The 12,157-nt window shown below is 44.5% G+C and carries 12 protein-coding genes; 10 read left to right on the forward strand and 2 right to left on the reverse strand.

Annotation, left to right across the window (positions count from 1 at the left end; translation table 11 throughout):
- Nucleotides 1–3 precede the first annotated feature (3 nt).
- From hutH to PROVALCAL_RS15370, 8 genes are all read left to right on the forward strand, one after another.
- Complete coding sequence (hutH, locus tag PROVALCAL_RS15335; RefSeq protein WP_006660235.1) at nt 4–1,536, forward strand: histidine ammonia-lyase; 1,533 nt, start codon at nt 4–6, stop codon at nt 1,534–1,536.
- A gap of 113 nt (nt 1,537–1,649) precedes the next feature.
- Complete coding sequence (locus PROVALCAL_RS15340; RefSeq protein ID WP_036966183.1) at nt 1,650–3,038, forward strand: amino acid permease; 1,389 nt, start codon at nt 1,650–1,652, stop codon at nt 3,036–3,038.
- Between the two features lie 192 nt (nt 3,039–3,230).
- A complete protein-coding gene (gene prmB, locus PROVALCAL_RS15345; protein WP_006660237.1) occupies nt 3,231–4,163 on the forward strand; it encodes a 50S ribosomal protein L3 N(5)-glutamine methyltransferase in 933 nt (310 codons plus the stop codon).
- Nucleotides 4,164–4,266: 103 nt separating this feature from the next.
- Complete coding sequence (gene aroC / locus PROVALCAL_RS15350; RefSeq protein WP_006660238.1) at nt 4,267–5,355, forward strand: chorismate synthase; 1,089 nt, start codon at nt 4,267–4,269, stop codon at nt 5,353–5,355.
- 167 nt (nt 5,356–5,522) lie between these two features.
- Nucleotides 5,523–6,326 (forward strand): TSUP family transporter, encoded by an 804-nt coding sequence (locus tag PROVALCAL_RS15355; RefSeq protein ID WP_006660239.1) that lies wholly within the window; start codon nt 5,523–5,525, stop codon nt 6,324–6,326.
- Between the two features lie 17 nt (nt 6,327–6,343).
- Nucleotides 6,344–6,892 (forward strand): elongation factor P hydroxylase, encoded by a 549-nt coding sequence (locus PROVALCAL_RS15360; protein ID WP_006660240.1) that lies wholly within the window; start codon nt 6,344–6,346, stop codon nt 6,890–6,892.
- Nucleotides 6,893–6,922: 30 nt separating this feature from the next.
- Nucleotides 6,923–7,195 carry a YfcL family protein gene (locus PROVALCAL_RS15365; RefSeq protein WP_006660241.1) on the forward strand — a complete coding sequence of 91 codons (273 nt, stop codon included), beginning with the start codon at nt 6,923–6,925 and terminating at the stop codon, nt 7,193–7,195.
- Nucleotides 7,196–7,217: 22 nt separating this feature from the next.
- Nucleotides 7,218–7,733: a GNAT family N-acetyltransferase gene (locus PROVALCAL_RS15370; protein ID WP_050788086.1), complete on the forward strand. Its 516-nt coding sequence runs from the start codon at nt 7,218–7,220 to the stop codon at nt 7,731–7,733.
- Nucleotides 7,734–7,768: 35 nt separating this feature from the next.
- Here PROVALCAL_RS15370 and mnmC read toward each other — a convergent pair whose 3' ends face one another.
- Nucleotides 7,769–9,799 (reverse strand): bifunctional tRNA (5-methylaminomethyl-2-thiouridine)(34)-methyltransferase MnmC2/FAD-dependent 5-carboxymethylaminomethyl-2-thiouridine(34) oxidoreductase MnmC1, encoded by a 2,031-nt coding sequence (gene mnmC, locus PROVALCAL_RS15375; RefSeq protein ID WP_207383144.1) that lies wholly within the window; start codon nt 9,797–9,799, stop codon nt 7,769–7,771.
- A 201-nt stretch (nt 9,800–10,000) separates the two neighbouring features.
- Between mnmC and fabB the strand changes: the two genes are divergently transcribed.
- The gene (gene fabB / locus PROVALCAL_RS15380) at nt 10,001–11,212 is read left to right on the forward strand and encodes a beta-ketoacyl-ACP synthase I (protein WP_006660244.1); all 1,212 of its coding nucleotides are present in this window, start codon (nt 10,001–10,003) and stop codon (nt 11,210–11,212) included.
- Between the two features lie 95 nt (nt 11,213–11,307).
- Here fabB and PROVALCAL_RS15385 read toward each other — a convergent pair whose 3' ends face one another.
- On the reverse strand, nt 11,308–11,667 hold the full coding sequence (locus PROVALCAL_RS15385; protein ID WP_006660245.1) for a type 2 periplasmic-binding domain-containing protein: 360 nt from the start codon (nt 11,665–11,667) through the stop codon (nt 11,308–11,310).
- Here PROVALCAL_RS15385 and PROVALCAL_RS15390 point away from each other — a divergent pair.
- Nucleotides 11,619–11,924 (forward strand): DMT family transporter, encoded by a 306-nt coding sequence (locus PROVALCAL_RS15390; RefSeq protein ID WP_243441105.1) that lies wholly within the window; start codon nt 11,619–11,621, stop codon nt 11,922–11,924. The genes PROVALCAL_RS15385 and PROVALCAL_RS15390 overlap by 49 nt on opposite strands.
- Nucleotides 11,925–12,157 lie beyond the last annotated feature (233 nt).

Consider the following 12,157-nt stretch of genomic DNA (forward strand, 5'->3'; position numbering starts at 1 on the left):
TTGATGACTAAATTAACGATCCATCCAGGGAAAATGACACTCGATGAATTACGCGTTGTCTTCCAAAAATCCGTTACCGTAGCATTAGATAAACATGCACACAGCGCCATTGAAAAAAGTGTCGCGACGGTCAATAAAATTATTGCTGAAGATAAAACAGCATACGGTATTAATACTGGGTTTGGTTTACTCGCTAACACCCGTATTGCCAGCAAAGATCTGCAATCTTTACAACGCTCTATTGTAATGTCCCATGCGGCGGGAGTGGGCGAACCACTGGATGATGATCTGGTTCGCTTGATTATGGTGCTCAAAATCAACAGTCTTGCTCGCGGTTTTTCAGGTATTCGCTTGGAAGTGATTGAGGCATTAATTGCGTTAGTTAACGCGCAAGTGTATCCGTTCATTCCTGCAAAAGGTTCTGTAGGTGCATCTGGCGACTTAGCACCATTGGCACATATGAGCTTAATTCTGATTGGTGAAGGTAAAGCACGTGTTGATGGTCAATGGTTACCGGCGAAAAAAGCGTTAGAAAAAGCGGGCTTGAAGCCATTAACGCTGGAAGCTAAAGAAGGTTTAGCACTCCTGAACGGGACTCAAACCTCGACAGCATTTGCATTAAAAGGTCTATTTGCTGCTGAAAATTTATTGTTATCGGGTATTGTGTGTGGCGCATTAAGTGTCGAAGCCACATTAGGTTCACGTAAGCCATTTGATGCACGTGTCCAAGAAGTTCGTGGTCAAAAAGGTCAAATTGATGTGGCAGCATTATTCCGTGATGTTCTGTCGCCAACCAGTGAGCTGTCACAATCCCATGCGAACTGCTCGAAAGTTCAAGACCCCTATTCATTACGTTGCCAACCGCAGGTGATGGGCGCATGTTTAACGCAAATTCGCCAAGCCGCTGAGGTGATTTTAATTGAATCAAACGCAGTTTCCGATAACCCTCTGGTATTTACGGATAACGGCGACATCATTTCTGGCGGTAACTTCCATGCTGAACCAGTCGCGATGGCAGCGGATAATATCGCGTTGGCGTTAGCGGAAATTGGTGCGTTGTCAGAGCGTCGTATTGCTATGTTGATGGACACGCATATGTCCCAACTCCCGCCATTCTTGGTCAACAATGGGGGGGTAAACTCCGGCTTTATGATTGCGCAGGTAACGGCAGCAGCATTAGCAAGTGAAAACAAAGCGTTAGCACATCCATCTAGTGTGGATAGCTTACCAACTTCTGCGAACCAAGAAGATCACGTTTCGATGGCGCCAGCAGCCGGTCGTCGTTTGTGGGAAATGGCGAAAAACGTTACGGGAATTTTAGCCATCGAGTGGCTATCTGCGTGTCAGGGAATGGATTTCCGCGATGGCTTAAAATCGAGTGAAAAACTGGAAAAAGCCCGTAAAACCTTGCGTGATAAAGTCGCGTATTACGATAAAGACCGTTATTTCGCGCCGGATATCGAGGCAGCTATCTCGCTTATTGATCAACATAAACTTGCCACGTTGTTTGCAGCAAACTCGGTTTTTCATTCATAAAAACCTGTAGTTCATATACCTATAGTTCCTATAAGTAAGTGTTTTAAAAGCAGCCGACTATGTATCGGCTGCGAATTCTCTTCGAAACGACTGATAAAAACGAAGGACACAACATGCAAAGCACATCACAACTTGCGCGTGGACTTTCTGCGCGCCACATCCGATTTATGGCCCTCGGTTCAGCAATAGGAACGGGGTTGTTTTATGGTTCAGCAAAAGCGATACAAACAGCGGGTCCGGCGGTCCTGCTTGCCTATATTATCGGCGGCGCCGCTGTTTTTATGGTTATGCGCGCCCTTGGTGAAATGGCAGTACGTAGCCCACTTGCGGGGTCATTTTCTCAATATGCGAGCCACTATTTAGGTGCGAGAGCTGGTTTTTTCACGGGGTGGACATATGTATTTGAAATGCTGATCGTCTGCTTGGCGGATGTGACCGCATTTGGGGTTTATATGAAGTTATGGTTCCCCGATGTCGCACAGTGGATTTGGGTACTGAGTATTATCTGTTTTATTGGTGCGATTAACTTATGTCACGTTAAAACCTTCGGTGAAATGGAATTTTGGCTATCGATTGTCAAGGTTGCGGCGATTGTAGCCATGATTGTCGGCGGCGCTGCCATTATGATGTTTGGTTTTGGTCAAGCTTCTGAACATGCCGTTGGGGTATCAAACCTGTTTGATAATGGCGGGTTTATGCCAAATGGAATAGGCGGGGTCATCGCCTCATTTGCGGTAGTAATGTTTGCCTTTGGCGGGATTGAAGTGATTGGAATTACGGCTAGCGAAGCCAAAAATCCTGATGTGACGATCCCAAGAGCGATTAATGCGGTGCCTGTACGTATTTTACTTTTCTATGTACTGACATTGTTTGTCCTCATGTGTATCTACCCGTGGAATCAAATTGGTCAAAACGGTAGCCCGTTTGTTCAAATATTTGATAGCTTAGGCATTTCAGCGGCGGCGAATATTTTGAACGTGGTGGTGATCACTGCTGCAATTTCCGCGATTAACAGTGATATTTTTGGTGCAGGTCGAATGATGTATGGTATGGCTCATGAAGGGCAGGCACCAAAATCATTTACTAAGTTAACGAAAAATGGGGTGCCTTGGATGACCGTCTTGGTCATGGTGTTGGTACTGTTTATCGGCGTGGTACTGAATTACATGATCCCTGAAGATGTATTCTTAGTTATCGCATCGATTGCGACCTTTGCAACGATTTGGGTTTGGTTGATGATTTTGTTGGCTCAGTTTGCGATGCGTCGTAAGATGACGCCGGAACAAGTCCAGCAATTGAAATTCCCTGTGCCAATGTGGCCTGTTGCGCCCATCCTCGCGATCGCCTTTATGTTGTTTATTTTTGGTGTCTTAGGGTATTTCGAAAGTACTCGAATTGCGCTGTATGTCGGTATTGGTTGGTTAGTATTGTTGACGATTGCCTACGCTGTTTGGGTGAAAAAACCAGAAGAAGAAGCAAAAGAAGTCGAAGAGTTAGCGTAAAACATACAATATAGTGCATCGTACAGTGCCCTTGATGAAAGTCAGGGGCACAGCTATTTGGGCACCTAAATAGGCAAACAAGTGCTCATCTGTGTATTTTCTTACATTAATCTGCTGATTTGTCTCTCACTTCATGGCAAACTTTAGCCATTCAAATTTTCCTTTTTAATAGACAGGTAGGAGAAACCCTTCTTGGAAAAGATCTTCGTTGATGAAGCCGTCGCAGAACTTCATACCATTCAAGACATTTTACGTTGGACCATGAGCCGCTTTAACGCTGCAAATATTTACTATGGTCACGGCACAGATAACCCATGGGATGAAGCCTTACAGTTAGTATTGCCAAGCCTGTATTTACCGATGGATTTACCGGATGAGCTACTGACTTCGCGCCTGACGCCAACGGAGCGCCATCGTATTATTGAGCGCGTATTACGTCGCATCAATGAGCGTATTCCAGTTGCCTACTTGACTAACAGCTCATGGTTCTGTGGTCATGAGTTTTATGTGGATGAGCGTGTGTTGATCCCGCGTTCGCCAATTGGTGAACTGATTAACAATCATTTTGTGGGTTTATTATCTGACGAACCGCAAACGATCCTCGATTTGTGTACAGGAAGTGGTTGTATTGCTATTGCTTGCGCGTACGAATTCCCTGAAGCAGAAGTGGATGCAGTGGACATCTCAACGGATGTATTGGCGGTGACTGAGCAAAATATTGCGAATCATGGCTTAGAGCATCGAGTGATCCCAATTCGTTCAGATTTGTTCAGAGATATGCCTGAAGTTAAATATGATTTGATTGTCACGAATCCACCGTATGTGGATGCAGAAGACATGGACGATCTACCACAAGAGTTCCGTGTCGAACCTGAGTTAGCACTGGCTGCGGGTAGTGATGGTCTGAAATTAGTCCGTCGTATTCTAGCGAATGCACCTCGCTTCTTAAATGAAGACGGAATTTTAGTGTGTGAAGTGGGTAACAGTATGGTGCATCTGATTGAACAATATCCAGATATTCCATTTATCTGGTTAGATTTCGAATTTGGTGGTGATGGCGTGTTTATGTTAACCCGTGAGCAGTTGGTTGAACATCACGAACACTTCGCATTATACATTGATTAATAAAGAGTTGCGTTACTCGAGATAATCAAATAAAACATAATAATTACGCACAACATCATATTTTTTAACAAAATAAGAATCGCAAGCAAATAGGAAACAGGGAATGGCTGGAAATTCAATTGGGCAACTGTTTCGTGTGACTACGTTTGGGGAGTCGCACGGACTCGCGTTAGGCTGTATCGTTGACGGTGTTCCACCGGGATTGGCACTAACTGAAGCGGATTTACAAATCGATTTAGATCGCCGCCGTCCAGGTACTTCTCGCTATACCACGGCGCGACGTGAACCTGACCAAGTAAAAATTCTGTCTGGGGTTTTCAATGGTGTGACAACGGGCACAAGCATTGGACTATTAATTGAAAACACGGATCAACGCTCTCAAGATTACGGCGCGATTAAAGATGTGTTTCGTCCAGGACATGCTGATTACACCTACGAGCAAAAGTATGGCATGCGCGATTACCGAGGTGGTGGACGTTCATCTGCACGTGAAACTGCGATGCGCGTTGCGGCTGGGGCAATTGCTAAAAAATATCTGCAAGAAAAATTTGGTATACAAATTCGCGCTTGTCTAACGCAAATGGGCAGCGTGGAGTGTGAAATTAAAGATTGGTCGATTGTCGAAGAAAACCCATTTTTCTGCCCAGATCCAAGTAAATTAGATGCCCTTGATGAGCTGCTTCGTGGCTTGAAAAAAGAAGGGGACTCTATTGGTGCGAAAGTTACTGTTGTCGCTGAAAATGTGCCTGCGGGGTTAGGTGAGCCAGTCTTTGACCGCCTAGATGCGGATATCGCTCATGCACTGATGAGCATTAATGCGGTAAAAGGCGTAGAAATTGGCGATGGTTTTGGTGTCGTAAGCTTAAAAGGCAGTGAAAACCGTGATGAAATCACTCGCCACGGTTTTACATCTAATCATGCGGGTGGCATTTTAGGTGGGATCAGTAGCAGCCAACCTATTATTGCGCATATCGCCATGAAACCAACCTCAAGCATTACGGTTTCAGGGAAAACCTTGGATCGCCATGGTGAAGAAGTCGAGATGATCACGAAAGGTCGCCATGATCCATGCGTCGGTATTCGTGCAGTGCCAATTGCGGAAGCCATGATGGCGATTGTGCTAATGGATCACTTCTTGCGCCACCGTGGACAGTGTGCGGATGTTGTGTCAACAATGGCGCCATTTGAGTAATTACCGGTATTTTTAGTGGATATCCGTCGGGGTATCCACTGTGTTTTAAAGGTTAGGATGAAACCTCGATTATAATCCATCCGGGCTGTGATATTTATTGTCTATCAATGAGGCAGTAAATAGATAACAAATCTACATCGTGATAGTTCACTTATCTGGAATGTAAAATGGATTGGCTTACCGCCGTTGCGCCTGAAGTTTACGCTCTGTTGTTCTTTGTCGCTCTACTTGCCGGTTTTATCGATTCTATTGCAGGAGGCGGTGGCTTACTGACTATCCCCGCGTTACTGTCTGTAGGAATTACCCCGGTTGAAACGTTGGCAACCAATAAGTTACAAGCGATTGGCGGCTCTTTCTCAGCCACGCTCTATTTTGCTCGGCGTAAAGCGATCAATTTACGAGAGCAAATTTTCCCAGTCATTATGACCATGATTGGGGCGATGATCGGGGCGATTTTAATCCAATCTATCGATACTGCCTTTTTGAAACAGCTTTTACCGGTGATGGTCATCTGTGTTGGGCTCTATTTTTTACTGACGCCTTCCTTAGGAGTACAAGATAGACCTCAGCGTGTCAGTATGCCGATTTTCGGTGTAGCGGCAGGGATGGGGATTGGTTTTTATGATGGCGCATTTGGTCCGGGTACGGGGTCATTTTTAGCGCTAGCCTATGTTCTGTTATTAGGGTATAACCTCGCCAAAGCAACGGCACATGCGAAATTGTTAAATTTTGCCTCCAATTTTGGATCTTTGATCTTTTTTATTATCGGAGGTCATGTTCTTTGGGTGCTTGGTTTTGTTATGCTTGCCGGTCAAATGGTTGGCGCGAGACTGGGTGCGCGTTTAGTGTTAACCAAAGGACAAAAACTTATCAGGCCGATGATCGTCGTGATTTCATTACTCATGAGCATCAAGCTGTTAAATGACAGCCACGGTGACGACATTAAAGCTTGGTTTCTCACATTATTTTAAGATGATTTAAGCGTTCCATGACCCAACATCACTATCAGCAACTTATTGATATTTTCGAACAATGTTTCGGCAAAGAGTACAACACCAAGTTGGTAAAAGGGGATGACGAGCCTATCTATTTACCCGCAGATGACACCACGCCATATCACCAAATCGTATTTGCTCACGGTTTTTTCACGAGCGCACTTCATGAGATTTCTCACTGGTGCATCGCTGGGGAAGCCCGTCGTCAGCAGGTAGATTATGGTTACTGGTATTGCCCAGATGGTCGCGATGAGAAAACCCAATGTGATTTTGAGGTTGTTGAAATCAAACCTCAGGCATTTGATTGGTTTTTCTGTGTTGCAGCAGGTATTCCTTTCAATGTGAGTTGTGACAACTTGGAAGGGGATTTTGAACCTGACCGTATCGCATTTATGCGTAAAGTCCATGGGCAAGTGATGGAGTACCTCGAAAAAGGTATCCCAGAAAGACCGCTACGCTTTATTAATGCGTTACAATCGTTTTACAATACACCTCCACTTTCTGCGGAACTGTTTCCTTATCCGGAAGATATTTTCGCCTAATAGAATCACCCACTACAGTAAGGATTAAGCATGCTTGCGGATTTTGAAACACGCATACTGACGAAAATTGATGATATGGTTGAACACGCCAGCGATGATGAGCTGTTTGCTGGTGGTTATTTGCGTGGTCACTTAACCCTTGCTGTCGCCGAGTTAGAAGAAGAGAATGAATCCAGTGTTGATGCGCTGTACCAGCGTGTTGAGCTGAGTATCCAAAATGCCATCAAAGCAGGTGAATTAACACCACCAGACCAAGTTTTAGTGCTGGGAATGTGGAAAACTCTGCTGGATACTGTGCGTTAGTTTTATGGATCCCATTGATTGCATGTATTCCATTCGATTAGCAACCCATGAAGATGCTCAATTTTTACCTGCGGTGGAAGAATCTGCAGGACAAACCTTCGCGGGGCATCCTAAGTTTGATTGGATAGCTAAAGGTGAGGTTCAGCCGGTAGAAAATCACGTTGAATGTATCCGTAAAGGCTTAGAATGGCTAGTCGTTGACAGCCATGATCAACCTGTTGGCTTTATTATGGTAGAACACTTAACAGGTAGTCTGCATATTGTGGAGCTTTCGGTACAGCAATCAGCGCAAGGGAAAAGCTTAGGTAAACGGCTTATCACGCAGGTTATTGATTTCGCTAAATCCCAGCAAGTGAGTCATGTCACACTGACCACATTCCGAGATATTCCGTGGAATGCACCTTACTATCAGCGTTTAGGCTTTTCTATTATGGCGGCATCTCAGTTAACACCTGAGCTAGACGCGATTTTACAACAGGAAGTCGATGCAGGGTTTCAAGCAGCAGATCGCTGCGCTATGCAATTGAGCGTCAATTAAATATTAGGGCTTCCAAGTAGAAGCCCTCTTTTCGTTTATGCTTCTTTCGTGGTGATTGGACGTCCTGCCAGTAATTTTCTTACCCAGAAACGATTTGGATGCAGTGCTGCTAGCACGTCATCATCTGCGGGTATGGGCTCTCCAAACATGTGTGCCGCTAAAATTTCAGCGCAAAGAGGTGCAGTGGAAAGCCCTCGAGCACCTAACGCCCCAAATACAAACAGGTTTGGATACGCTGGCGAGGATGAAATAAGTTGTTCCCGACGTACTTGGTTAGGTAAATCGGCATAAAGTTGTATCAATGCATTAAAGTCAGGCACATTTCCCAGAAGCGGCATATGGTCGCGGATCACACAGCGTATTCCTTGGCGTGATTGCTGGTCGGTGATATCCACTTGTGCCGTCCAATCGGCATCCGGAAGGCTAGTGAGTAATTTTTGCAGGTTTTCTTGCTGCTCTGCCTCTGAATATTCAAGATCCAAATTATCGCGTTGGTAGCTAGCGCCTAAACAGTGATGTTGATTTGTCACATCCTCGGGGGTCATATAGCCTTCAAAACACAATACAGTTTTTAATTGTCGCAGTGTTGGGTTAGTTGGGATGTGGCTGACTTGCCCACGAACAGGGGTGATAGGCAGATTTTTCGTTTGTTCAAATTGGCTTAATAAGTGACCGTTGGCAATGACGACAGTCTGATGATGTGTTTTTTGTTGGTTATCAAACGTGAGTTCCCAGCCATCCTCGGCATGCTGTAAGTCAGTAACTTGCTGCCCAAAATGAATATTAATACCTTGCTGAGTTAGATTTTTCGCTAAGCTTTCACACAACTGAGCAGGGCATAGCCAACCGCCCGTTGGATAATAGATCCCGCGATGGTTTACATCTACACCGCTGAGTTCACTTAGCTGTTGCCGGTCTTTACCCACTGCAAACTCTTCTGGCCATTCAATTTGCAGCATATTATCGATTTTTTGGGTGGCTTTAGGGCTATACGCCATTTGGCTCACCCCGCACCATTGCCCATTGAAAGGCAGCCCTTGCGCGTGGAGTTGTTGATAAAAGCGGGTAGCAAATGGAAATCCACTCACAAAAAAACGCTCCAAGGCGTTATCGTTCCCTGTCAGTAAAGGGTAAACCGCACCTTGACGATTGCCAGAGGCATTTTGGGCAACCTGTTGATCTTTACAATAAATTGTTACGTTAGCGCCTCTGCTTTTGAGTGCACGAGCCAAGGTGAGGCTGGCGAGCCCACCCCCAATAATTGCAATATCATCGGTGCGGGTGGCGGGTTGACGAGTAAACCAAGGTGCCGTCAGGCTTGTCAGGTTGTTTTCTAAGAGGCCAGTCAACATTTCACGTTTCTGACCAAACCCTTTCACTTTTTTGATGGTAAAGCCTGCTTGCTGGAGTCCGCGTTTAACAAATCCGGCCACTGTAAAGGTAGCAAATGTCCCACCTTGACGAGCAAATTTTGCCATTGCAGCGAACAACTGTTCGCTCCACATTTGTGGATTTTTTGAGGGTGCAAAACCATCTAAAAACCATGCATCTATCTTATTGTTTAAATTATCATTAAGTACGGATATTTGCGTATTTACATCACCAATCCATAAATCGAGGGTGATTGCGCCATTTTCTAAAATAAGTCGATGATTACCAGGAAGGGCAGGTGGCCACTGTTCACATAATTGTTGTGAAAGGCTAGCAAGCTCTGGCCAACAGCGATGTGCAGCAATTAAATCGGCTTTTGATAGCGGGTATTTCTCGAAGCTAATAAAGTGGAGTCGCTGTAATGTTGCATTGGAATTTTCACGTTTAAATTGATTAAAAGCTTGCCATAAAGCGAGAAAATTCAAGCCAGTACCAAATCCAGTCTCCGCAATCACACAAGTTTCATCTTGATGTGTTAGAAATCGTTGTGGGAAATGATTTCCCTGCAAAAACACATGGCGGCTTTCTTCCAACCCATTTTGGTTAGAAAAATAAATGTCTTCAAACTGTTCTGAGATCGGAGTGCCTTCCTCATTCCAACTGAGGTGAGCGGTTTGTACAGCTGTCTTTTTCACGTTTAGGTCCGTCATTGCAAAATCATGCCTGAATTCTAACGCCGATATGAATGTAAGGCTACCGTCACATAAAAGCCTTATTTGTGTCACAGAGAAAAAAATACAAATATTTACCCTGATCGGACTTGTTCAGCGTACAAGTGTAAGCTAAAGTGACACCTGTAATCCCGTAATCATATAATTATAGACATGAGGTAACGAATGAAGCGTGCAGTCATAACTGGCCTAGGTATTGTTTCCAGCATTGGTAATAACCAGGAAGAAGTACTGGCTTCTCTGAAGGAAGGTCGTTCCGGGATCACTTTCTCAGAAGAATTTAAAGAGGCAGGGCTACGTAGCCATGTCTGGGGTAATGTAAAGCTGGATACTGAAGGTCTGATTGACCGTAAAGTCCGCCGTTTCATGAGTGATTGCTCTGTCTATGCTTACCTGTCAATGGAACAGGCGATTAAAGATTCAGGCTTAGCGGAAGACCAAGTGTCTAACCTGCGTACGGGTGTTGTTGTCGGTTCTGGTGGCGGTTCCCCACGTAACCAAGTTGCGGGTTCTGACGGCATGCGTGCAAAAGGTCTGCGTGGTGTGGGTCCTTACATGGTAACCCGTGCGATGGCTTCCGGTATTTCTGCTTGCTTAGCAACACCATTCAAAATCAAAGGTGTTAACTACTCAATCAGCTCTGCATGTTCAACTTCTGCACACTGTATCGGTCACGCAGTTGAACTGATTCAACTGGGCAAACAAGATGTCGTATTTGCGGGTGGTGGTGAAGAGCTAAGCTGGGAAATGACCTGTGAATTCGATGCAATGGGCGCACTGTCTACCAAGTACAACGAAACGCCATCAAAAGCATCCAGAACGTATGACCAAGACCGTGATGGTTTCGTCATTGCTGGCGGCGGCGGTATTGTCGTTGTTGAAGAGTTAGAGCACGCATTAGCACGTGGCGCGCATATTTATGCGGAAGTGGTTGGCTATGGCGCAACCTCTGACGGTGCTGACATGGTGGCTCCATCTGGTGAAGGTGCAGTGCGTTGTATGCAAATGGCAATGCACGGTGTTGATAAAATCGATTATATCAACACACACGGGACTTCAACGCCAGTCGGTGATACTAAAGAGTTAGAAGCTATCCAAGAAGTGTTTGGTCATGATTGCCCTGCACTTTCTGCGACTAAAGCGATGACCGGTCACTCTTTAGGTGCAGCAGGTGTTCAAGAAGCCATTTATAGCTTGCTGATGTTAGAGCACGGCTTTATTGCACCAAGCATTAACGTTGAAAATTTAGATGAAAAAGCGAAAGGCTTGAACATCATCACTAAACCAACTGAGCAAGCACTGAACACAGTGATGTCTAACAGCTTCGGTTTCGGTGGTACCAACGCAACCTTAGTGATGAGCAAATACAAAGCGTAAGTTTCATTTACTGAAATGCACGAAATAGAAAGCGAGGGCTAAGGCTCTCGCTTTTTTTATGAATTTTGATAGATAGCGAAATAGGGTAACACGGATTAATCGGAGTTTTTGCCATAAAGCTCGCCTTCGTCTTTCAATTGTTCGACGATAATTCTTCTAAGCCACTCTAATGCCTTATTGGCATCACTGCGTTGATGCCAGACCATTTGAAAGTCCAAATCAGTGGAGGCGTAAATATTGTAAATTTGCCAGTAAGGTACGGTGACTGCAATACGGCGTTGTTGATGACTTAATTGCAGTTGATGATCAATTTCATTCGCATTAAAAGGCTTCATACTCACTAAAATATGGGGATGCGATAGCCAATTCGCTAAATTCATCTTACCTTGCGGGTGTTGTTGTACCAATCCAAGCGGCAAGTAATGCCCTATTAGCGCGGCAATTAGGTCATCCATTATGGGCGAGTGCAACATCTCTGGTCATCAGCTTAATTGTATTAATTCCACTCTTAATTATTTTTAAAGTACCTAAGCCTCATTTCAGTACTGAGCTATTTAATCAACCAATCTGGATTTGGTTTGGTGGTATTGCTGGGATGCTTTATCTCACTTCGGCTTTAATTTTAGTACCTAACATTGGCAGTACGACATTTTTTGTTTTGGTTATTGCGGGACAATTAATGATTTCTGCATTTATTGAGCAATTTGGCTAGTTTGGAGTGAATCAAAGCTCGATTCCAATTGGAAAAGTGGTAGGGATTGGTTTAGTTATTCTTGGTGTTCTATGCGTGCAATTTTCACGGAAATAATTGAGGTTAGCTTAAAAAACACAAGCACATCATCTATCCCAAAGCAGAGAACTATTGAGTTCGTTTTTATGATGATTTATCAGAGTTATCCGCGAGAATCAAATCATTAAAATGCGTATAAATACACGATAAATAAT

Source organism: Providencia alcalifaciens DSM 30120 (genome assembly GCF_000173415.1).
Classification (GTDB): domain Bacteria; phylum Pseudomonadota; class Gammaproteobacteria; order Enterobacterales; family Enterobacteriaceae; genus Providencia; species Providencia alcalifaciens.

Bases quoted from the DNA above. Each gene is read 5' to 3' on its own strand.
- PROVALCAL_RS15355 (WP_006660239.1), top strand. From the start codon at position 5,523: ATGGATTGGCTTACCGCCGTTGCGCCTGAAGTTTACGCTCTGTTGTTC.
- PROVALCAL_RS15360 (WP_006660240.1), top strand. From the start codon at position 6,344: ATGACCCAACATCACTATCAGCAACTTATTGATATTTTCGAACAATGT.
- fabB (WP_006660244.1), top strand. From the start codon at position 10,001: ATGAAGCGTGCAGTCATAACTGGCCTAGGTATTGTTTCCAGCATTGGT.
- PROVALCAL_RS15340 (WP_036966183.1), top strand. From the start codon at position 1,650: ATGCAAAGCACATCACAACTTGCGCGTGGACTTTCTGCGCGCCACATC.
- aroC (WP_006660238.1), top strand. From the start codon at position 4,267: ATGGCTGGAAATTCAATTGGGCAACTGTTTCGTGTGACTACGTTTGGG.
- PROVALCAL_RS15365 (WP_006660241.1), top strand. From the start codon at position 6,923: ATGCTTGCGGATTTTGAAACACGCATACTGACGAAAATTGATGATATG.
- hutH (WP_006660235.1), top strand. From the start codon at position 4: ATGACTAAATTAACGATCCATCCAGGGAAAATGACACTCGATGAATTA.
- PROVALCAL_RS15370 (WP_050788086.1), top strand. From the start codon at position 7,218: ATGTATTCCATTCGATTAGCAACCCATGAAGATGCTCAATTTTTACCT.
- PROVALCAL_RS15385 (WP_006660245.1), bottom strand. From the start codon at position 11,667: ATGGATGACCTAATTGCCGCGCTAATAGGGCATTACTTGCCGCTTGGA.